We start from the raw sequence: 20577 nt of genomic DNA, 5'->3' as shown, positions 1-20577 counted from the left end.
CCAAGCCAGTGTCAACGGTCGGACAGCCGCCGACTCATCGTGGTTGGTCACCGTGCCACCCCACCATCCGGACGGCGGCGCGCGCGAAAGCTTTATTCAGGCGATGGCCGGGCTGCTCGGCCAGACTCCGAAGCCGACGGCGGCCCGAGGTCTTCCCTCAGGGCCGCCACCGCCCGTGCGACGGCGAGCGTGTGATCGGTGGCTCTGCGCGCCCGTTCGTTGCGGAGGTTGCCTGCACGAGTGTTGATCTCAACGAGCACAGCCGCCGACTCCGCGGCCGCGGAGCACAGCATCACCGCCGTGTATGCGTCGCCGCGGAGGTTCGGATTGCCCTCGGTGCCCACCCGCTCGGCCAGTTCGGCGACCCTGACCGCGGTGTCGGCCATCCGCAACGGCACGTCGCACGCCGCACGGCATGCCTCGGTGAACCGCTCCTGGTGGCCGGGCCCCTTGTCACGGGAAGCGGCGAGCAGCTCCCCGTACACCTCCGCGTCCGCGTCTGCCAACGGCAGCGCCTCCGCGCGCAGTTCGTCGGCGCTCGCCGCGAGCCGGTCGGCGTCGGGCAGTTGTTTCGTGGAGAAGCGGGCCGCCATCGCGACCAGCGCCGCCGCTGTCCCGACGGCGACCGCACACGCCGCGCCGCCACTCGGCGCGGGCGTGCGTGCGGCTACCTGGTCGAGGAACCCGCGGACGGTCGCCGACGGGAAATCGGTCGGTTCGCTCACGACAGTCCGACGATTTCGCTGTTCTCGTCAAGGTCGATGCGGGCCGCGGCGGGGTTGCTGCCGAGCCCCGGCATGGTGCGCATCGCACCGCACAGGGGATAGACGAACCCGGCTCCGGCGGACGCGCGGACCTCGCGGACGGGGAGCCGCCAGCCGGTGGGTGCGCCCTTGAGGGCAGCGTCCGAGGAGATCGAGAGGTGGGTCTTGGCAATGCAGACGGGGAGGTTGCTGAAGCCGGCTCGTTCGTAGGTGTCGAGTTGGCGTTCGGCTGCGGCGGTGTAGTCGACGCCCTCGGCGCCGTAGACCTTTGTGGCGACGGTCTCGATCTTTTCGCGCAGGGTGGCGGCGTCGGGGTAGAGAAGCTGGAACTTCGAGGGTTCCTCGCACGCTTCAGCGACCGCTTCGGCCAGCTCTGTCGCCCCGCGTCCGCCGTCGGCGAAGTTGGTGCACACCGCCGACCTGGCACCCATCTCGGCAGCGATCTTCTGTATCACCTGGTGTTCCGAGGGGTGGTCGGTGGGGAACGCGTTGATCGCGACCACGGCCGGGATGCCGTGCATCCGGATATTGTCGATCTGCTTGCGAAGGTTCTCCGCCCCGAGCGCAACATCGTCGGGGTTCTCCGCCAGCAGTTCCGGGGAGAGTTCCTTGCCTGCGACGATCTTGTACTTGCCCGAATGGGCCTTGAGGGCGCGGACGGTGGCGACGACGACGGCCGCGTCGGGGGACTCGCCGGATGTGCGGCACTTGATGTTGAAGAACCGTTCGGCGCCCATGTCCGCGCCGAATCCGGCCTCCGTCACATGGAATTCGGAACAGCGCAGGCCGATCGAATCCGCGATCACTGAGGAGTTGCCCGTTGCGATGTTGCCGAAGGGGCCGGCATGCACGAGGACGGGGGTGTTCTCCAGGGTCTGCATCAGGTTGGGCTTGATCGCTTCCCGCATGATCACCGCCATCGACCCCGCCGCCTGCAGCTGTTCGGCAGTGACCGGTTCGCCGCCGCGGGTGTAGCCGACCACGATCCGCCCCAGCCGCGCCCGCAGATCAGGCAGCGAAGTGGTCAGCCCCAGCACGGCCATCACCTCGCTGGCGGCGGTGATGTCGAACCCGGTCTGCCGCGGCACCCCGTCCGCCCGCGACCCCAGCCCGACGATGACGTTGCGCAGCGCGCGGTCGTTGATGTCGAGAACGCGCCGCCAGGTGATCTGGTGCGGGTCCAGGTCCAGGTCGTTGCCCTGGAAGAGGTGGTTGTCGATCGTCGCGGACAGCAGGTTGTGCGCCGCGGTCACCGCATGGGAGTCCCCGGTCAGGTGCAGGTTCAGCAGTTCCATCGGCACGACCTGGGAATAGCCACCCCCCGCGGCGCCGCCCTTGATGCCGAATGTCGGACCCATCGACGGCTGCCGGATCGCGATCGAAGCCTTCCTCCCGATGTGCGCGAACGCCTGGCCGAGTCCCACTGTGGTGGTGGTCTTCCCCTCGCCCAACGGCGTCGGAGTGATCGCCGATACGACCACGTACTTGCCGCGCGGCCGGTCGGCGAGGTCGTCCAGTGCCTCCAGCCGCACCTTGCACACATCATCGCCGTACGCCTGCAGCGACCGGCTGCTCAGACCCATCCCATTGGCCACATCCTCGATCGGCTTCAACGCCGCCGATCGAGCGATCTCGAGGTCACTGGGAAATGCCATCATCGGCTCCTTACGCGGGGTGGTGCGAGAACGAGGCGGCAGCCTCAACGGGGGTGCCTGCCCGAAGTTGAGCAAACCTTGCAGGTTCATCCATGATCGGGACGAGAACTCATCATGTGGCGACAGTGATCCCGTACTCGCGGCAAGCGTCCGCGACCGCCAGGGCGCAGCAACATCTTCCCGGTCGCCGAGTGATCGGTAAGGGCCAGCGCGCCGTCGTCGGTACTGGATTCGGCGCGGATCGGGCTGCGCGCAGTGCCGTTCCTGCCTTCGGGGTGGGCCCGGTTCATCACCGGGATCACTCTCGTCGTCGAGAGGCCGCAGACCGGCCTGACCAGCGCCGAGCGCTGACAGGGGGGCGGGAGGCTCGTCCAGCCGCTCAGGTCCGCTGTGGCTTCTCCGGCTCCTCGGCGACCGCGGTGCGATCGCGGCGGCCCAGCAGGGCGGTTCCCAGGATCACCAGGCCGATGGCGACGATCTTGGCGGCCTGGTGGTGGCCGACCGCCGGTTCGTCCGGGGTGAAGGGCAGCCATGACAGCCCTGCGGCGGGGGCGAGGAAGGTCCAGGCTGCCGCGATTCCACCGAGGACGATCAGAGTGAGGGCGCCAAGCGTCCCGAGGCCCGCCCACCAAGGAGCCTGCGGGTGTGCCTGCCCTCCGGTCCTTTCAACGTCCTTGTCGGTCATGGTCGTTCTCCTGTGGTGGGTTGGATGACGGTTGCCTGGGGAGGACGCGGACCCGGTCAGGGATGTCGTACGAGGTGTCGAGGAGGTCGTCGTCCGCGAGCCGCTGCTTGAAGGAAGTGAGCTGCGGTCCGTCGGGGTTGAGTTTCTCGGCGACCTTCAGGCCGGAGTACAGCGCGCTCTCCTGCAGGTCGGTGATCGTGGTGAGGTCGCATTGGTGTGTACCTTTAAGGGCTCATGCTACTGGCACGGGACGGGCAGCGGTCCGGACGGTCTGGGATGCCACTTCGACGACGGTGCTGACGGCTCATTTGCGGCGCCACCACCGCATCGACATCGCAGAGTTCCCGCCCTCTGCGAGGCGTTCTCGCGCCGCTGTCAGGTCACGTCATCGACGACGTCAGCTTGTTCGGTACCGAGCCCAGAAGGGCAGGTGGGCAACTTGATCGCCGCCCCGCGGCGCGGGCCGCCGCCCCGTTCACGGGCCGGACCAATCGCGAACGCCTCGGCAGCATCGGCCGCACATCCCTGACGTCTTGCGGCCCCTGTGGGAAAAGGCATCGACGAGACCGTGGGGACCATCGATTTTTTCCTCTGGTTGGGACCGAGATGGCCACCTACGCTGCTGCGCACCCCGGCTACCGGGAGATTCCCCGCTGATGTAGGAGCATCGATGGCAACCACGCTTGCGGATGACCGGACAACGCAAAAAGGTCTACGACGCAGTGTCATCGCTGGGTCTATCGGCGTCCTCGTCCACTGGTTCGACTGGGCGGTCTACGCCTATATGGCCACGACCGTGGCGGACATCTTCTTCCCCAACCAGGACGGCACGGCGAGCCTCCTCTCCGTTTTCGCCGTTTTCGCCATCGCCTTCTTTGTCCGACCCCTCGGATCGGTCATCTTCGGGCACCTGGGTGATCGCTTCGGCCGCAAGAAGACCCTCTCCCTGGTCATCATTTCCATGGCCGCCGGAACTCTGCTGCTCGGTCTGATCCCGGGCTACGACACGATCGGTGTGGTTGCTCCGATACTCCTCGTCGTCGCCCGGATCATCCAGGGTCTCGCGGCCGGTGGTGAGTTCGGTTCAGCCGCCGCCTTCCTCGCGGAGTACTCCCCGGCGAAGCGTCGTGGTCTGGGGACCTCGGCCATCGAGGTCGGCTCCGTACTCGGCTTCCTGCTCGCGTCCTTCGTCGTGTGGGCGCTCCATGCGACGTTGAGCGAAGAGGCGATCTTCGCCGGCGGCTGGCGCATTCCCTTCCTCCTGACGGTTCCCCTGGCCCTCGTCGGTCTGTACATACGCCTGAAGGTCGAGGACACCCCGGAGTACCGCGCGCTGGAGGAACTCGACACCATCCCGGCCTCGCCCGTCACCGAGGTCTTCAAGAGCAACCGCAAGCAGTTCTTCCAGACCATCGGTATTGAGACCTTCATGAACTGCACGTTCTACGTGGTGCTGGTCTACCTCCTCACCTACCAGGAGGAGATTGTGGGGCTGCACCCCGATCAGGCCGCTCTGCTCTCGACGGCCGCGTCGCTGGTCGCCATCGCCCTCATCCCGCTCTCCGGCATCGCCTCCGACCATGTGGGGCGCAAGCCGGTCCTGCTGAGCGCTGCCGGGATGCTCATCGTGGGTGCGGTGCCCCTGTTCCTCCTCATGCGCCAAGGCTCCGAGTCCGCTGCCTTCGCGGCGACCGCCGGCCTTGCCGCCATTCTGGCGATCATCCTGGGCACGCACTCCGCGACCGTCGCCGAGCTCTTCCCCACCCGCACCCGGCAGAGCGGTCTGTCCATGGCCTACGCGATTGCCGGTGCCGCCTTCGCCGGCACCCTGCCGTACATCAACACGTGGCTCATCTCGGCAACGGATGACCCGATGATCCCGGCCTACACCCTCATCGTCGTCGGCATCGTGGGCCTGCTGACGGTCCTGACGATCCCGGAGACCAAGAGCACCGACCTCCTCCACGAGTCGGACGTCTCCGCGGGAGGCGGACTCTCTGCCCCCGTACGCTGAGCAGCAGCGATGAAGGCCGCCGACAGGCCGGCCCCGCTGTCGGTGCACCGTGGCGGACAGGAGTGCTCATGATCAACGTGACCCTGCGACAGCTCGACTACCTGGTCGCGGTCGCCGAACATGGGACGGTCACTGCCGCGGCGCAGGCACTCCATCTCTCGCAGTCGACGGTCTCCTCCGCGATCGCCGACCTCGAGCGCGTCCTCAAGATCAACCTCTTCGTGCGGCATGCCCGGGGACTCTCGCTCACCCGTGACGGCCAGATGGTCCTGGCCGAGGCCAGGCGCCTGCTGCGGGAGGTCTCGAGCCTGGAGCGCCGGGTGGCCGGCCTGAGTGGGGAGTTGGCAGGGGAACTTCACATCGGTTGCTATTCGACGATTGCGCCCCTCCTTCTTCCCGCCATCGTCACCGAGTTCATGCTCCATTACCCGGCTGTGGACGTGAACTTCTCGGAAGGATCGCAGCACGCGCTCCTGGAACAGATGGAACAGGGCAAGAGCGACGTGGCCGTCATGTATGCGTACCGATTCCGGAACCATTTGACGGACCTCGGCCACACCGCCACCAAGCTGACGGCCGTGCCGCCCTACGTCCTGCTGCATCCTGAGCACAGCCTTGCCCAGGCGGACACCGTGGCATTGCGTGAACTGGCGGAGGAGCCCTATATCCTCTTCGACCTCGAGCCGGGCGGGCAGTACTTCCTGTCCGTCTTCGATGCGGAGGGTGTGACCCCCAACATCCGCTTCCGCACGCCCAATTCCGAGCTGGTGCGCTGTCTGGTCGCCAGGGGTGCGGGGTATTCGCTGCTGAGTCAACGGCCGAGGACGACGGTCAGTTACGAGGGCCTGCCGTACGTGGCCAAGGAACTCACAGTCAGACACGAGGGATTGGATGTCGTCGCGGTCACGCCGGGCGACCGCGTGCCCAGCAAACGGGTCGCGACTTTCATCGAGATGGCCGTGCATCTCCTCAGGCCCGAGGTATTGAGATAACCGAAGGGACCTACGGAAATCCATTCTGGATGACGAGACCGCTTCTCCGTACGGTGGTGAACATCCGACCCCGGGCAATGTCGTGAAGACAAAGGGAGTCAAGTAAGTGCTGCGCATTGAAGCAGAACTCGTCGAGTTCCTGAGTGTCTCGACGTAGGAATCGCCGACTGGCCAGGACGGCAGACGCTCCTCACTCCACCTCGCCTCCGCCGTCGCCGGTTGCAGGACAAAGTGATTCCTTCCCGGACGAGTCGCCAACGGGCGGTGCACCAGATGATATCGAGTGGAGGTACGTACGGATGTCGAGCACAGCGACGGAAGTTGTCGTCGTGGGCGGGGGCCAGGCCGGGATCGCCATGAGCGAGCACCTCGGTAACCACGGTGTCCCGCACATCGTCCTGGAGCGCGACCGCGTCGCCGAGCGGTGGCGGACGTCCCGTTGGGACTCCCTCGTGGCCAACGGCCCTGCGTGGCACGACCGTTTCCCGAACCTGGAATTCCCATGCGCACCCGACGCCTTCCCCACGAAGGAAGAGGTGGCGGCCTATCTTGCGGAGTACGCGGAGAAGATCAACGCTCCGATCCGCACCGGGGTCGAGGTGATATCCGTGACCAAGAACATCGGCGAGCCCGGATTCCACGTGGTCACCTCGGAGGGCACCATCGACGCCCGCTACGTGGTGGCCGCGACGGGTCCCTTCCAGAAGCCGGTGATCCCGGCCGTCGTGCCTGACGCGGCCGGCATCCAGCAGATCCACTCCAGCACCTACTGCAACCCGCGGCAGCTGCCGGAAGGGGCCGTCCTCGTGATCGGGGCCGGGTCCTCCGGTGTGCAGATCGCCGATGAACTCCGTGGGTCGGGCCGCGAGGTCTACCTCGCCGTCAGCCCGCACGACCGGCCCCCGCGACGCTACCGCGGCCGTGACTTCGTCTGGTGGCTCGGTGTCCTCAACAAGTGGGAGGCGGCAACGCCGCCCCAGGGCGCCGAGCACGTCACCATCGCGGTCAGCGGCGCCAGGGGCGGCCACACCGTCGACTTCCGCAACCTCGCCGCGGACGGCATCAGGCTGGTCGGGACGGCAGAGTCCTACAAGGACGGGAAGATCCGCTTCGCTTCGGACCTCGAGCAGAACATCGCCCTGGGTGACGCCAACTACCTGTCACTGCTCCAGGAGGCCGACGCCTACATCGAACGCAACGGCCTCGACCTACCCGAGGAGCCAGGGGCCCACCACCTCCAGCCCGACCCGGATTGTGTGACGAACCCCCTGCTCGAACTCGACCTCGCCGGGGCGGGCGTGACCTCGATCGTCTGGGCCACCGGCTTCACACAGGACTACGGCTGGCTGAAGGTCGACGCGTTCGACGAGAAGGGGCGACCGCAGCACCGTCGTGGCATCTCGTCCGAGCCCGGCGTCTTCTTCCTCGGCCTGCCGTGGCAGTCACGGCGCGGATCGAGCTTCATCTGGGGTGTCTGGCACGACGCCGGATTCCTCGCCGACCACATCATGATCCGCCGGGCCTACCGCGCCTACAACTCCGCGGAGGCGGCGGCGACCACGTAGTGGGAGCCGCCCGCTGGTTCGGCCCGGGAGCTCCAAGAGATTGGGGAACGCTCATGAAGCACACCAGAATCCGTACCTTCAACACCAAGGACACCTACCCCGAGCAGAATCTCGACAACGATCTGTGCCAGGCCGTCGTCGCCGGTGGCGTCGTGTATCTGCGGGGTCAGATCGGGCAGGATCTGGAAACCCGCGAGAGCGTGGGCATCGGCGACGTCGAGGCCCAGGCGGAGAAGGCGATGTCGAACATCGCCATGCTGCTGGAAGAGGCCGGCGGTGAGCTCCAGGACATCGTCAAGGTCGTCGTCTACCTCACCGACATCCGCTACCGCGAGACCGTGTACCGCGTGATGGGGCGTTGGCTCAAGGGCGTTCACCCGGTCTCGACCGGCATTGTCGTCCAGGCGCTCGCCCGTCCCGAGTGGCTCGTCGAGATCGATGCCACGGCCGTTCTCGGGGAGCGCGCATGACGTTCTCCATCCTGGCCAGGGACGACTCAGGCGCCTTCGGAATGGCGGTCACTTCGTCCTCTCCCTGCGTGGCTGCGCGCTGCCTTCACCTTCGCAGTGGTGTGGGAGTCGTGGCCTCCCAGAACATCACCGACCCCCGGTTCGGTGACTGGCTCCTCGACAGGCTCGCCGCGGGGGACGCGGCGGACGAGGCTCTGGCCGGACTCCGCGAACACGATGACACGATGGACTACCGCCAGGTGGCCGTCATCGGAGCTCAGCACGCTCCGGCAGTCCATTCCGGTGTGCGGACCCTCGGTGTCCACCACTCACGCACGTCGGAGAACGCAGTGGCCGCCGGTAACCTGCTCGACAACGCCGGTGTCGTCGATGCCGTCCTGAAGGGGTTCGAGTCCACCGCCGGCGAGTTCGAGCGGCAGCTGCTCACAGCGCTGAAGGCCGGCCTGACCGCCGGTGGCGAAGCCGGCGATCTCCACTCGGCGGGACTCGCGGTCGTTCGCGACTCCGGGTGGCGCGAGACCGACCTCCGTGTCGACTGGAGCGAGACTCCGATCTCGGACCTGGAGGTGCTGCTGGAGAGGTGGCTGCCGCAGCGTCGGGACTACGTGACGCGCGGCATCGACCCCAGTACGGCCCCGGCATACGGGGTGCCCGGCGATGAGTGAGGCGAAGAGGCGCGTCCAGGGAGACGTCGAGAGCATCCGCGGCGAACTGATCGCGCTGTCGGAGAGCCTGTACCGAAACCCCGAGACGGCGTGGCAGGAGATCGAGTCCGCCAGGAACGTGGCCGAGGTCCTGCGCCGCAACGGCTTCGAGGTCACGGAGAGCTTCGTCGGCCTGCCGACCGCCTTTCACGCCCGGCTCGGATCAGGTGCGCAGCGCATCGGCTTCATGGCCGAGTACGACGCCTTGCCGGGCATCGGCCATGCGTGCGGGCACAACCTCATTTCGGCGATGTCGGTGGGTGCGGCGATCGCGCTGGCCCAGCGAGCAGACGAACTCGGAATCACCGTCGAGGTCTTCGGTACCCCTGCCGAGGAGGGCGGTGGCGGCAAGATCGAGATGCTGGACCGCGGCGCGTTCGAGGGCCTCGACTTCGCGATGATGGCCCACCCGGCCCCGGTGGACGTCGCCCGCGCCGCCCCCTTCGCCGTGTCGCACTCGGCGATCCGCTACAGGGGCAAGGCCGCGCATGCGGCGGCCTACCCGACCCATGGAAGAAACGCGGCGGACGCGTTCACGATCGCGCAGGTCGCGATCGGGATGCTGCGCCAGCAGTTGCCGACGAGCGTCCGTGTGCACGGCATCGTCACTTCAGGCGGAGAGGCTCCGAACGCCATCCCACAGACGACGGCGGGACGTTGGTATGTGCGCGCGAAGGACTTGGCGGAACTTGCCGAAACCGAGGAGAAGGTGCGCCGCTGCTTCGAGGCGGGTGCTCTGGCCACCGGGTGCGACTTGGAGATCGAGCCGGAGTCGCAGCCGTACTCCGACTTCCGCACCCAAGAGTCGGCGTTGAAGTTGTACGAGCAGAATGCCGTCGAGTTGGGGCGCCAACTTGCCACCGAGGGCCCCGAGACGCAGATGTGCCGCGCGTCGACGGACATGGGCAACGTCTCGCAGGTCGTCCCCGCCATTCACCCCTACATCGGACTCGACTGTTTTCCGGTGCTGAACCATCAGAAGGAGTTCGCCGATCATTGCATCGGCGAGGTCGCCGAGCGGACCCTCACCGATGGTGCGACAGCGCTTGCCTGGACGGCGGTCGACCTGGCACTGGGGTGGAGGTCCTGAGCGGACACGAGGCCTCCTTCGGCGTCGTTCCGAACCCGGCGGGGAGCGTAACGTTCCTCGTATCGGTCAGTCGGGCCGGGGCGTGCTGTCGAGGTCGGCAGTCATCTGCCCTACGAGCGCGGCCCGTTCCGGCATGCGAGCGATGTCGGCCCACTCGTGATCGGCGTGCGCGCCGCCGCCCACAGCGCCGAGTCCGTCCAGTGTCGGAGCGCCGGCCGCGGCGCACAGATTGCCGTCGGAGACACCTCCGACCCGTGCCGAGCCCGGCCAGTGCAGCCCGAGGCGGCCGAAGGCGGTGCGTGCGAGCCCCAGGAGTTCGCGTGCCTGCGTCTCCTCGAGCGGCGGGCGGTTGATCCCGCCGCTGATCTCGTACGGCAACTGGGCAGTCCCGGCGACCAGTCGGCGCAACGCAGCATCCAACTCCCGCTGCGCCGCCGAGTCCGGGGCCCGTACGTCGATCGTCACGTGAGCGCGGTCCGGGACGGTGTTCTGCGTGGTTCCGGCTGCGGCCATCGTGGGTGTCACCGTCGTCTCCCCGTCGGCGGACGCCAACTGGCTCAGGCGGACGACGAGACCGGCCAGGTCCACCAGGGCGTTGCGGCCCTGATGTGGATCGAGGCCGGCGTGGGCGGCCCGTCCCGTCACGGAGATGTCGTAGAAGGACCAGCCCTTCCGCGCGTGCTTGAGCGCTCCGCCGTCGGCTGCCCCCTCCAGGACGAGCGCGGCGCGCGACTCCCCTGCCAACTTGGTGACGACGGGGCCGCCCAGTGGTGATCCGACCTCTTCGTCCGTGGTGACGAGGAAGGCCACGGACGGGTAGGCGCCCGTCGCGGCATGCAGCCCGGCCAGCGCGTGCAGACCCTGGACCAGCCCCGCCTTCATGTCGAAGACGCCGGGCCCCGTGGCCCGCGACTCGCGTACGTCGAAGGGGCGGTGGCGCAGCGTCCCCAGGGGCCAGACGGTGTCGAGGTGTCCGACGAGCAGCACCGGCGGGCGTCCGGCCGGGCCGAGTCGCCACAGCAGGCCGCCCGGGGTCCCGTTTCCCTCCGGGCTGTCCGCGTCGGGGAGCACGGTGGGCCGCTCGCCGAGCAGTCGCGTGCCGATGTCCTCCAGCACGGACCGGCAGGTGCGCAGCGCAACGGGATCCGAGGAGGGCGACTCGGCGGAGACCAGCCTGTCCAGGTCGTCGAGCATGGCGTGCCTTTCCGCGATGAGCTTCTCGAGGAAGTCCTGCGGATCAGGCAGGGACGAGGCTGGCACAGCGAGGCTCCTTTGCCGCGTTCGCCGGGTGGTACCGGGTGGGCGGGACCGGACGTGCGTAAGTCCCGTGGTCGCCGACCAGCATCACCGGCCGTCGCCGTGCGACAGTCTGTGCCAGCCACCAAGCTTTGGAGCTGATCCTTCATGGCGGAGCACAAGCCCACGGCGGGCAGCCCGGGAGAGCGCGGGCAGGCGGACCCGGGGTACGGAGATGCCGGGCGTGCCGGACCGGTGACGCTGGCGGCGGTCATCGAGTCCCTCGGCCCGGACGGGGCCGAGGTCTGGGCCGCCCCGCACGGCCTGGAGGTGCCCGTCTCGGACATCGCCGTACGCGAGCAGTGCGACGAACACCCGCACCACGCCGACCTGTTGCTGGCCATCGGTACCGGCGCTGCCGGCAGCCCCCGTGCTCCGAGTGGTACTCGCGGTGCCGACGGTCAGGGGGGCCTCCCGGAGCTGCTCGCCGCCGCTGCCTCCGACGGCGCGCGCGCTGTGCTCGTCCGGAACCGCGGGGGACCCCCGCCGGGAGCGGCAGCCCTCGCCGAAGGACACGGCGTGGCTCTGCTGGGGTTGTCGACCGAGCTGGAGTGGGCCGAGGTGATCGGCAGGCTGCGGGCGCTGCTCGCCCTTGCGGCCACGCCACGGCACGGAAACGTGGGGGTGCTCTCCCGCCAGCAGGACCTCTCGAGCCTGGCCAATACTCTCGCGGGACTCGTGCACGGCTCGGTCATGATCTTCACGCCGGGGCAGGAGCTGCTCGCCGCCTCACGCCTCACCGAGGGCGACGACGACATGCGCAGGGCGGCAGTGCTGGAGCAGCACGGTCCGCCCGGGTACCGCAGCAAGCTGACGCAGTTGGGCGTCTACCGCAGGCTGTGGTCGGACGACGGCGTGGTCGCGGTGGAGGCCGTCCCCGAACTCGGCGCGGGCCGCAGGCTGGCCGTGGCCGTGCGGGCGGGGAAGGAGAACCTGGGTTCGATCTGGGTCGCGGAGAGCGGCGGACCGCTCGCCGGGAACGCCGCCTCGCTCCTCGCGGAGACCGCCCCGGTGGCGGCGGTCCGTCTGCTCGGCCTCGATCAGGAGGAGCTGGCCCGGCACCGGATGAGCGAGGAACTGGTCGGGCGGCTGCTGCTCGGAGAGGTCGATCCGCGGACGGCTGGCGCGCACCTGGGGATCCCGCCCGATGTGCCCGCGGCCGTCATCGTCGCGGACTTCGCTGATCTCACGGCCTCAGGCGGCGGGAGCGGCCCGCCGGCGGGAGGCCCGGCCGTGGCGCACCGCGTACGCGAGGAGTCGCTGCGCCACCTCGCCGGATACCGCTGGCGTGCGGTGGCCACGACGGGACCGGACCGCGTCGTCATCGTCCTGCTCGATGCCGCCGATCCGGAGGGGATCACACGGGCCGCGTCCGGCATGGCCGCGTCCGTGGCCGAATCGGTAGGCGTGGAGCTGCTGGTGGGCATGGGCCCGAGCGTCGCCCACATCGGTGAGCTGCCCGCGTCCCGCACGGAGGCCGAGCTGGTGGTACGGGCATTGAAGCGGCGAGGCCGAAGGGGAGTGCGCTGCGCCTCGTACGACGACGTGCGCGGTACGGCCAACCTCATCGTTCTGAGCGAGACGGTGGCCACCGACGAACGTCTCCAGGCGGGCCCGGTTTCGCGTCTCCGGGCGCACGACCGCAGACGCGGCACCGACTACACCTCGACGCTGGCGGTCTACCTCGACGCCTTCGGGGACACCGGGACGGCGGCCCGTGCGCTGAACATCCACGCGAACACGCTCCGCTACCGGCTCGGCCGCGTACGTGAGTTGACCGGCCTGGACCTGGCCGATCCGCACGAGCGGCTCAGCGCGGGCATACAGCTCTTCGCCCTTGGAGTACGGCATGAATGATCGGCCATAACCTCGTCGCCCCCCACAAGCCGCTCGGTGCGCCGGGTTTGCAGACTGCTCTGCATCATCCGTGCCCACGCCGGGTGGTGGTCTCCCGACGCGCTGCATGGAGGCGAAGCATGGGACTGGAGACGGAGAATACGAAGGGCGCCGACAACTCGGGTGACGCGGGGAGGACGACCGGCACGGCCCGGCGCCCGCCCGCGTCGAGAGTGGCCCAGGTGACCGTCGTCGTGCTGTTCCTCGCCTGGCTGGTCGACTACATCGACCGTCTGGTCATCACCGTCGCGCTGCCGGAGATAGGCGACGAATTCTCCCTCGGCGAGACCGAACAGGGCCTGGTGCTCACCGCGTTCTTCATCACGTACGCGCTCTTCCAGATACCCGGCGGAATCCTGGCGGACAGTTGGGGTGCCAAACGCACCATGCTGGTGGCGGCAGCCGGATGGAGTGTGTTCACGGCGGCCTGCGGACTGGCTCGCGGGCTCGGTTCGATGCTGGCGCTGCGCGGTCTCTTCGGTGCGCTGCAGGGCATCTTCCCCGCGGCGTCGATCAAGGCGATCAGTGAACGCACCACGCGCAAGCAGCGGTTGACCGCGAATGGAGCCATGTCCGCCTCGAACCCCTTCGGGGCCGCGATCGCCCCGATGGTCGCCGCGCCCCTGGTGGCGGCGTTCGGCTGGCGCGGTGCGTTCTTCGCCGTGGCGGTGCTGGGCGCCGGGATGGTCTTCGTCCTGTGGAAGGGCCTGCCGCCCGCCCTCACCAGGAAGGACGAGGAGACCGCCACGGACGGCGACGCCCCGGCCGCGAAGACGGCGGCTCCCGTGCAGGTGCCCGTGCGGGACGCGTTGCGGCTGCTGCGCTCGTCGGTGATGTGGCGCTTCACATTGATGTTCTGCGGCTTCAACATCATCGGTTGGGGGCTCGTCTCCTGGGTGCCGACGTTCCTGCGTGAGAGCAAAGGCGTGTCCCTGACCGGCGCGGGTGTGCTCGCGGGAATCCCGTGGTTCGCCGCGGCCGTCAGCATGGTGCTCGGAGGCTGGGTGTTCGACCGCTACCTGCGCGGGAACCATCGCAGGGTCGTCATCCCCGTCATGCTGATCACGGCAGTGCTGCTGATCTTCATGGTGCGGGCGGAGACCGCCGGGGAGTTCATCCTCTGGGAGACGGCCGGCACGTTGGTGATGTACCTCGCGTACATGCAGATCTTCGGGCTTCCGCTGCGCATGCTGCCCGCCGAATACGCAGGCGTGGGCGGCGGCATGGTCAACTTCGGCGGCCAGTTGGCCGGTGCGGTGTCCCCGTTCGTGATGGGGTTCCTTGCCGAGCACTACTCCTTCGAAGTCGCCTTCTCCTTCTTGGTCTTCGGCGCAGGGGTGGCCGTGATCGGCGCACTCATCACCCCGCAGACGGCCGAGGGCTTCCGCCGCGGACTCGGACGGCACCTCAGTGCGCCCTCCAACAGCGTTGCCGGGGAGCCCGCTTGACCACCGTGGGCCAGGCCACTCAGGTCAAGCGGGCGGTGCGCGAAGCCGTCGAACGCTCCCGTGACCGCGTGCTGAACGTCAGCGAGGACGTGCAGCGCCACCCGGAGGCCGGGTTCAGGGAGGAGCGGAGCGCGGCGCTCGTGGCCGACTGGTTCACCGGCATGGGGCTGCCCTTCGAACGCGGGCTGTCCCGTACCGGTGTCAAGGCGCGTATGACCGGCCGCGGCAGCGGACCGACCGTCGCGGTCCTGGGCGAACTCGACGCGCTGCTGCTGCCGTCCCACCCACTCGCCGATCCCGCCACCGGCGCGGCGCACGCCTGCGGCCACCACGCTCAGATCGCCTCGATGCTGGGTGCGGCGGCCGGTCTCGCCGCGGTACGGGAGCAACTCGACGGCGACGTGGTCTTCTTCGCCGTACCGGCCGAGGAGAGCACGGAACTGGCCTGGCGGCGCGAGCTCGTGCGGGCCGGTGAACTGCGCCACCTCGTCGGCAAGGCCGACCTCATCGCGCGCGGCGCCTTCGACGACATCGACATGGCGATGCTGTGCCATACGGCGGGCGAGGGCGCTCCACGTCTGTCCGTGGGCGACAGCCACAACGGCTCGGTGGTCAAACAAGTCCTCTTCCAGGGACGGGCCAGCCACGCCGGTGCGTCCCCGTGGCGTGGCGTGAACGCGCTCAAGTCGGCGACGCTCGCGCTCGCCGCGATCGACGCGCAGCGCGAGACCTTCCGTGACGACGACGCGGTGCGCGTCAACGCCGTGATGCCGCACGGTGGTTCGGCCCCGACCGCCGTGCCCGACCGCGCGGAGTTGGAGATCGTCATCCGAGCCCGCACGGTCGCCGCCCTGCGGGACGCATGCGCGGCGGTGGACCGCGCGGTGCGTGCCGGAGCAGTCGCCCTGGGGACCACGGCCACAATCGAGACCACCCTCAACTACCTTCCGCACCATCAGGATCCGGACCTGGTGGAACTGTGCCGCGCGAACGCGGAGACATTGTTCGGGCCCGGGCAGGTCGTCAGGGGCTGGCATCGCGGCGCCTCCACCGACATGGGCGACCTGGGCGAAGTGATGCCCGTGCTGCACCCGTTCACCGCCGGAGCCGTGGGCGACGCGCACAGTCCCGACTACCAGGTCACCGACCACGTCGCGGCAGCCCTCGAACCTGCCGTCCTGCTCGCCTGGTGCGTGGTCGACCTGCTGGCTGACGGTGCAGCGGAGGCGCGCCGCGTCCTGGACGCCGGGGGCCGGACCGACGACGACTGCCGGGGGCGACACGACCGCGCCGCGGCTCAAGTCCGCGACGACTACGCGGCGTTGAGGGGACGCTTCGACGCCTCGTACACCTTTGACGGAGCTGACATACGGGCCGACGGCGAGGGCGGACGTGTGCAGAGAGGCGAGGACTGAACGATGACGGGACCACCAGCGGTGGCGGAGAGCCGCCGAGCCCTGGTCACCGGCGCGGCCGGTGGCATCGGCGCCGCAATCGCACGGCGGTTGCACCGCGACGGCGCTCGTGTCGTCCTCGCAGATCAGCGCCAGGACCGACTGGCGGACGTGGCAGCAGGGTTGGGACCGCCCGAGGAGGCGGTGCCGCTCGCCGTGGACCTCAGGGACAGGGAGTCCCTGCCCGGCTTCGTCGACGCCGCCCGTGAGGTGTGGTCAGGGCTGGACATCCTGGTCAACGCTGCCGGGCTGTACCCCAGCACGCCCCTGCTCGACATGGCGGACGAGTCCTGGGACACAGTGCTTGACGTCAATCTCTCCGCCGTCTTCTCGCTCTCCCGCGCCTTCGCGCAGCGGCTCGTCGAGGAAGGGCGCGGCGGCCACATCGTCAACATCAGCTCCGGGGCGTCCACCAGAGCGCGCCGTGGCGCCGCGCACTACTGCGTCTCGAAGGCCGGCCTGGACATGCTGACGAAGGCCTTCGCGCTGGAGATGGCCCAGCACGAGATCAGCGTCAACGCGGTCTCGCCCGGCTTCATAGAAGTGAGCAGCGAAGTCAATCCGCTGGGTGCCGACTACGTGCGCTCCATCCGCGGTGGACAGCCCTGGCCCCGCGCGGGCACGCCCGAGGACGTCGCCGGGGCGGTGGCGTTTCTGTGCGGCCCCGACGCGGGCTGGATCACGGGGGCGTCCTTGAGCGTCGACGGTGGCGCGGGCACGGGCAACGCGGCGTTGCCGCTGAGCTGAGGGCCGCCTCCGGGCAGCCGGGTTGCTCGCTCACCGGGCCTGCGCGACTGCCGGAGTCCCTGGCGGGATCCACGTTCCTGAAGGCGCCGGTCGCCCCCGGCCGGTCAGTGTCAGGTGGGCGGCAACGGCCGGCTGCTCGCAAGCTGTTCGCGATACCACTGGCCCCACGATTCCAGTTGGTGGGCGATGGCTTGCAGACTCGAGCCGACTTCTGTCAGGGCGTATTCCACCTTCGGCGGCACTTGCGGATAGACCGTGCGTTGCACCAGGCCGTCGCCTTCGAGTTCACGAAGCTGGCGGGTCAGCATCCGTTGCGTGATGGTCGGCATCGCCCGCCGGAGTTCACTGAACCGCTGCGGCCCTGGAATCAGAAGATTCAAGATCGCCATCTTCCACTTGCCGCCGATGACCTCCATGGCCGCCTCGATTACGCAGTAATCCGGTGTGTCGGCCCGAGGTTCACCCATTGCCCGCTCCTGAGTCGGTATACAACTTGATACTACGTACCAAAAAAGACCGTACTTGTTACTCCTGGAAGTACATCACATTCTGTCTGTGGGCCGTTTCGTGCGATCCCAGCCCAACGGCCGTGCCAGCGACCGCGAAACCAGCGGTCGGCTGCGTTTCGTTGTGAGTATCGAAGGAGTACCAGTGTCGAATCACCCCGTCTTGGCACCTGTGCGGCTCGGCGGGCTCGATCTGTCCAACAGGGCGGTCGTTGCACCGATGTCGCGCGTCAGTACCGCAGGAGACGGCGTCCCCACCGCAAGAATGGCCAAGTACTACGCCCGCTTTGCGGCAGGAGGATTCGGGCTGATAGTCAGCGAAGGCACGTACACCGACCACCTGCACAGCCAGGCGTATCCGAACCAGCCGGCAGCCGTGACCGAGGAGCAGGTCGAAGGATGGCGCGCCGTCACCGACGCTGTGCACACCGAAGGCTCCAAGATCATGCTCCAGTTGATGCACGCCGGCGCCTTGGTGCAGCACAACCACCATCGCGAGAGGCTGATCGCTCCGTCAGCTGTCGCTCCCAAGGGAACCAAGATGTCCGCCTACGGCGGGGAGGGGTCCTTCGCGCTTCCCACGGCCGCAACGACGTCCGACATCGATGACGTCATCGCCGGATTCGCAGCCGCAGCCGTCCGCGCGAAGGCAGCCGGATTCGACGGGGTCGAAGTCCACGGAGCCAACGGCTACCTCATCGACCAGTTCCTGACCACCTACACCAACCTGCGCGACGACGCCTACGGCGGAGACGTTCGAGGCCGGGTACGTCTCGCGGCCGAGGTTCTCACCGCTGTGCGCAGGGCGGTCGGACACGCCTACCCGGTCGGAATCCGGCTGTCCCAGACCAAGGTCAACGACCTCGAATACCGTTGGCCCGGAGGCGTTCAGGAAGCCGAGACGATCTTCAGCGCAGTCGCCGATGCCGGAGCCGATTTCATCCATCTGGCCAGTGAGGGGCGGGACTGGCTCGAGACGGCCACACTGGACGCGGACGTCACCGTCACGCGGCTCGCCCGGGATGTCACCGGCCTGCCGGTCATCGCCAACGGCGGAATGCACGATCGGGTCCGGGCTCGCCACGTACTAGAAGACGGGCACGCCGACATGGTGGCGCTGGGCCGCGGGGCCCTCGCCAACTTCGACTGGATCCATCGAATTGCCGCAGACAGCCGCCCCGTTGAGGAATTCGACGGCACGATGCTCAAACCCGATGTGACTCTCAGCGCCCAAGCAGCGTGGGAGCAGACCCGGTGCCCGTAATGACGGGCTGAAGGACGAACTCCCCCTGCGGTGACCGTCGCAGTCGACTTGCTGCCCGGTCCGGACAGTCGCTGCCTGAAGCATGGCTCCGCGGCGTGTGGACCGGGACGCGGCCAGGCAGCCACCGGTCATTCATCACCTGCGAGACGTGACGATGCTGAGCGTGTTGGCTGCGACGATGGCACCGATGCTGGCGCTCTCGCTCCAGCCCAGCCGCTGTCCGAGGATGATCCAGCCCGTCACGGCGGCGAGCACGGGGTTGATGCTCATGAAGAGCCCGAACGCGTGGGCCGGTACGCGGCGCAGGCTGAAGAGGTCCGCGAGGTACGGCACGGCCGAGGAGAGCACTCCGGCGGCCACGGCGTAGGCGACGGCGCCCGTGGTCGGCGGATGCCGCAGGACCAGAGTGATGCCGACCGGGAGGAAGACCAGGCCAGAGAGCGCAGCGGCGGCTGCCGACCCCTGCGCTCCGGGGACGCGTCGTCCGACGGTGCGGTTGAGCATGATGTAGGACGCCCAGCAGACGGCCGCCAGCAAGCCCAGCCCCATTCCCAGGTAGTCGGTGGAGGGCTGCGGGCGCATCAAGGTGACGACACCTGCAGCAGCGATGATCGCGCAGCACGCGTCGGTCCGGCGGCGCGAGGCAGCCAGGGCGATGCTGAGCGGACCGAGGAACTCGAGGGTCACCGCCAGCCCGAGACCGATGCGGTCGATGGCGCAGTACAGAGACAAGTTCATCGAACCGAACGCCAGGCCCAGCAGCAGTACGGGCCACCACTGGTGCCACGTGAACGCCTTCAGGCGGGGGCGAGCGAGCGACATCAGGGCGATTGCGGCGACGTACTGACGTACCGCTACGACGCCCACGGGCCCGATGACGGGGAAGGCCAGGGACCCGATCGCCGCGCCGACCTGGTTGGACAGACCGCTGCCGACCATCGCGACCACGCCTGAGTTCCGGCCGGGTCTGGAAGCCGCGGATGCCGACGTCCTCCAGTGACCGGGTACCGCTGACCGTTCTGGCGCTGCTTGCATGTGCCGATCGTGAGGCGTCCCGCTGCATGCGCCAAATGCATCTGCGGGCTCACCTATACGCTGTAGTCATGGATGGTGCCGACCTGCGGCAGCTGCGCTGCCTCGTCGCGATCGTCGATGAAGGCACCTTCACCGACGCCGCCATCGCCCTCGGGATCTCCCAAGCAGCGGCCTCCCGCACGCTGGCCTCGCTCGAACGAACCCTCGGCGTACGGCTGTTGCGCCGGACCTCCCGCGAAGTGACCCCTACCGGCACCGGGCTGCGCGTGGTGGCGCAGGCCCGACGTGTCCTCGCCGACATGGACGACCTGTACCGGACGGCCACCGCCGGGGACGCGCACCTGCGGATCGGCTACGCCTGGTCGGCACTCGGCCGCCACACGACCGCCTTCCAGCGCCGCTGGGCCGCCCAGCACCCGGAGACCGACCTGCAACTCGTCCGCGCCAACACGGCCACCGCCGGACTGGCGGAAGGGTCATGCGACCTCGCCGTGATGCGCAAACCAGTGGACGACCGTCGCTTCGACTCGGCCATCGTGGGGCTGGAACGCCGCTACTGCGCCATGGCCGCCGACGACTCGATGGCCAGGCGCCGGTCGCTCTGGCTCTCCGACATCAGCGGACGCACCCTGCTGATCGACCGCCGGACGGGCACCACCACACCTGAGCTGTGGCCACCGGACTCCGGCTTGGCCACGAAGGAGATACACGACATCGACGACTGGCTCACCGCGATCGCCACCGGCCGAAGCGTCGGGGTGACGGCGGAGTCCACCGCCAACCAGTACCAGCGGCCCGGCATCGTCTACCGGCCCGTCCGCGACGCAGAGCCCATCGCCGTACGCCTCACCTGGTGGCGGGGCGACCCGCACCCGGCAACCCAGGCCGCCATCGAGCTGCTCACCGCGCTCTACCGCACGGGCTGAACCGACAACGGCGGTCCGGGCCGGCTGTTGACGAGGCGCTGGGCGGCGAGCACCCGAGAGACGGCC

At 68.6% G+C, this 20577-nt stretch carries 18 protein-coding genes; 12 read left to right on the top strand and 6 right to left on the bottom strand.

The annotated features are described in order from the left end of the window. Positions 1 to 92: 92 nt before the first annotated feature. The 3 genes from I004_RS0121600 to I004_RS0121585 form a co-directional block, all read right to left on the bottom strand. On the bottom strand, positions 93 to 725 hold the full coding sequence (locus tag I004_RS0121600) for a cyclodeaminase/cyclohydrolase family protein (RefSeq protein ID WP_028437214.1): 633 nt from the start codon (positions 723 to 725) through the stop codon (positions 93 to 95). Next, complete coding sequence (locus tag I004_RS0121595) at positions 722 to 2419, bottom strand: formate--tetrahydrofolate ligase (RefSeq protein ID WP_028437213.1); 1698 nt, start codon at positions 2417 to 2419, stop codon at positions 722 to 724. Before I004_RS0121595 ends, I004_RS0121600 begins: the two co-directional genes overlap by 4 nt. Positions 2420 to 2798: 379 nt before the next feature. Then, positions 2799 to 3104, bottom strand: a complete 306-nt coding sequence (locus I004_RS0121585) for a hypothetical protein (RefSeq protein WP_028437212.1) — start codon at positions 3102 to 3104, stop codon at positions 2799 to 2801. Positions 3105 to 3774: 670 nt separating this feature from the next. Between I004_RS0121585 and I004_RS0121580 the strand changes: the two genes are divergently transcribed. The 6 genes from I004_RS0121580 to I004_RS0121555 all read left to right on the top strand — a co-directional run bounded on the left by I004_RS0121580 (position 3775) and on the right by I004_RS0121555 (position 9939). Further along, positions 3775 to 5118 carry an MFS transporter gene (locus I004_RS0121580; RefSeq protein ID WP_028437211.1) on the top strand — a complete coding sequence of 448 codons (1344 nt, stop codon included), beginning with the start codon at positions 3775 to 3777 and terminating at the stop codon, positions 5116 to 5118. Positions 5119 to 5186: 68 nt separating this feature from the next. Further along, positions 5187 to 6110 (top strand): LysR family transcriptional regulator, encoded by a 924-nt coding sequence (locus tag I004_RS0121575; protein WP_037977254.1) that lies wholly within the window; start codon positions 5187 to 5189, stop codon positions 6108 to 6110. A gap of 299 nt (positions 6111 to 6409) precedes the next feature. Continuing rightward, entirely contained in the window at positions 6410 to 7675 is a 1266-nt protein-coding gene (locus I004_RS0121570; RefSeq protein ID WP_028437209.1) for a flavin-containing monooxygenase, read from the top strand. A 53-nt stretch (positions 7676 to 7728) separates the two neighbouring features. Beyond that, a complete protein-coding gene (locus I004_RS0121565) occupies positions 7729 to 8145 on the top strand; it encodes a RidA family protein (RefSeq protein WP_028437208.1) in 417 nt (138 codons plus the stop codon). Then, positions 8142 to 8810, top strand: coding sequence for a DUF1028 domain-containing protein (locus I004_RS0121560; RefSeq protein WP_028437207.1), 669 nt, complete (start codon positions 8142 to 8144; stop codon positions 8808 to 8810). Before I004_RS0121565 ends, I004_RS0121560 begins: the two co-directional genes overlap by 4 nt. Continuing rightward, positions 8803 to 9939 (top strand): M20 family metallopeptidase, encoded by a 1137-nt coding sequence (locus tag I004_RS0121555; RefSeq protein WP_028437206.1) that lies wholly within the window; start codon positions 8803 to 8805, stop codon positions 9937 to 9939. Before I004_RS0121560 ends, I004_RS0121555 begins: the two co-directional genes overlap by 8 nt. Before the next feature lie 66 nt (positions 9940 to 10005). Here I004_RS0121555 and I004_RS35295 read toward each other — a convergent pair whose 3' ends face one another. Beyond that, positions 10006 to 11199, bottom strand: a complete 1194-nt coding sequence (locus I004_RS35295) for a M20/M25/M40 family metallo-hydrolase (RefSeq protein WP_486580165.1) — start codon at positions 11197 to 11199, stop codon at positions 10006 to 10008. A gap of 144 nt (positions 11200 to 11343) precedes the next feature. Between I004_RS35295 and I004_RS0121545 the strand changes: the two genes are divergently transcribed. The 4 genes from I004_RS0121545 to I004_RS35285 all read left to right on the top strand — a co-directional run bounded on the left by I004_RS0121545 (position 11344) and on the right by I004_RS35285 (position 16780). After that, complete coding sequence (locus I004_RS0121545; protein ID WP_028437205.1) at positions 11344 to 13092, top strand: PucR family transcriptional regulator; 1749 nt, start codon at positions 11344 to 11346, stop codon at positions 13090 to 13092. Positions 13093 to 13211: 119 nt separating this feature from the next. Next, a complete protein-coding gene (locus tag I004_RS0121540; RefSeq protein ID WP_051345301.1) occupies positions 13212 to 14579 on the top strand; it encodes an MFS transporter in 1368 nt (455 codons plus the stop codon). Positions 14580 to 14584: 5 nt separating this feature from the next. Continuing rightward, positions 14585 to 15994: an amidohydrolase gene (locus I004_RS35290; protein ID WP_486580174.1), complete on the top strand. Its 1410-nt coding sequence runs from the start codon at positions 14585 to 14587 to the stop codon at positions 15992 to 15994. Between the two features lie 3 nt (positions 15995 to 15997). Next, positions 15998 to 16780 carry an SDR family oxidoreductase gene (locus tag I004_RS35285; protein WP_051345299.1) on the top strand — a complete coding sequence of 261 codons (783 nt, stop codon included), beginning with the start codon at positions 15998 to 16000 and terminating at the stop codon, positions 16778 to 16780. A 110-nt stretch (positions 16781 to 16890) separates the two neighbouring features. Here I004_RS35285 and I004_RS0121525 read toward each other — a convergent pair whose 3' ends face one another. Further along, positions 16891 to 17247: a winged helix-turn-helix transcriptional regulator gene (locus tag I004_RS0121525; RefSeq protein WP_028437203.1), complete on the bottom strand. Its 357-nt coding sequence runs from the start codon at positions 17245 to 17247 to the stop codon at positions 16891 to 16893. A gap of 184 nt (positions 17248 to 17431) precedes the next feature. Between I004_RS0121525 and I004_RS0121520 the strand changes: the two genes are divergently transcribed. Further along, positions 17432 to 18550: an NADH:flavin oxidoreductase gene (locus I004_RS0121520; RefSeq protein WP_037977252.1), complete on the top strand. Its 1119-nt coding sequence runs from the start codon at positions 17432 to 17434 to the stop codon at positions 18548 to 18550. A 135-nt stretch (positions 18551 to 18685) separates the two neighbouring features. Here I004_RS0121520 and I004_RS0121515 read toward each other — a convergent pair whose 3' ends face one another. After that, positions 18686 to 19489 (bottom strand): EamA family transporter, encoded by an 804-nt coding sequence (locus tag I004_RS0121515; protein ID WP_037977312.1) that lies wholly within the window; start codon positions 19487 to 19489, stop codon positions 18686 to 18688. Positions 19490 to 19653: 164 nt separating this feature from the next. On the opposite strand from I004_RS0121515, the gene I004_RS0121510 reads away from it, so the two are divergent. After that, complete coding sequence (locus tag I004_RS0121510; protein ID WP_028437200.1) at positions 19654 to 20511, top strand: LysR family transcriptional regulator; 858 nt, start codon at positions 19654 to 19656, stop codon at positions 20509 to 20511. Positions 20512 to 20577 lie beyond the last annotated feature (66 nt).

It is taken from the genome of Streptomyces sp. TAA486, assembly GCF_000426165.1.
Note: the sequence above shows the minus strand (reverse complement) of the source record. Positions and strands in the feature narration are given on the sequence as shown.

Coding starts and splice junctions, on each gene's coding strand:
- I004_RS0121595 (WP_028437213.1), bottom strand. CDS start 2,419: ATGGCATTTCCCAGTGACCTCGAGATCGCTCGATCGGCGGCGTTGAAG.
- I004_RS0121585 (WP_028437212.1), bottom strand. CDS start 3,104: ATGACCGACAAGGACGTTGAAAGGACCGGAGGGCAGGCACACCCGCAG.
- I004_RS0121580 (WP_028437211.1), top strand. CDS start 3,775: ATGGCAACCACGCTTGCGGATGACCGGACAACGCAAAAAGGTCTACGA.
- I004_RS0121575 (WP_037977254.1), top strand. CDS start 5,187: ATGATCAACGTGACCCTGCGACAGCTCGACTACCTGGTCGCGGTCGCC.
- I004_RS0121570 (WP_028437209.1), top strand. CDS start 6,410: ATGTCGAGCACAGCGACGGAAGTTGTCGTCGTGGGCGGGGGCCAGGCC.
- I004_RS0121565 (WP_028437208.1), top strand. CDS start 7,729: ATGAAGCACACCAGAATCCGTACCTTCAACACCAAGGACACCTACCCC.
- I004_RS0121560 (WP_028437207.1), top strand. CDS start 8,142: ATGACGTTCTCCATCCTGGCCAGGGACGACTCAGGCGCCTTCGGAATG.
- I004_RS0121555 (WP_028437206.1), top strand. CDS start 8,803: ATGAGTGAGGCGAAGAGGCGCGTCCAGGGAGACGTCGAGAGCATCCGC.
- I004_RS0121545 (WP_028437205.1), top strand. CDS start 11,344: ATGGCGGAGCACAAGCCCACGGCGGGCAGCCCGGGAGAGCGCGGGCAG.
- I004_RS0121540 (WP_051345301.1), top strand. CDS start 13,212: ATGGGACTGGAGACGGAGAATACGAAGGGCGCCGACAACTCGGGTGAC.
- I004_RS35285 (WP_051345299.1), top strand. CDS start 15,998: ATGACGGGACCACCAGCGGTGGCGGAGAGCCGCCGAGCCCTGGTCACC.
- I004_RS0121525 (WP_028437203.1), bottom strand. CDS start 17,247: ATGGGTGAACCTCGGGCCGACACACCGGATTACTGCGTAATCGAGGCG.
- I004_RS0121515 (WP_037977312.1), bottom strand. CDS start 19,489: ATGGTCGGCAGCGGTCTGTCCAACCAGGTCGGCGCGGCGATCGGGTCC.
- I004_RS0121510 (WP_028437200.1), top strand. CDS start 19,654: ATGGATGGTGCCGACCTGCGGCAGCTGCGCTGCCTCGTCGCGATCGTC.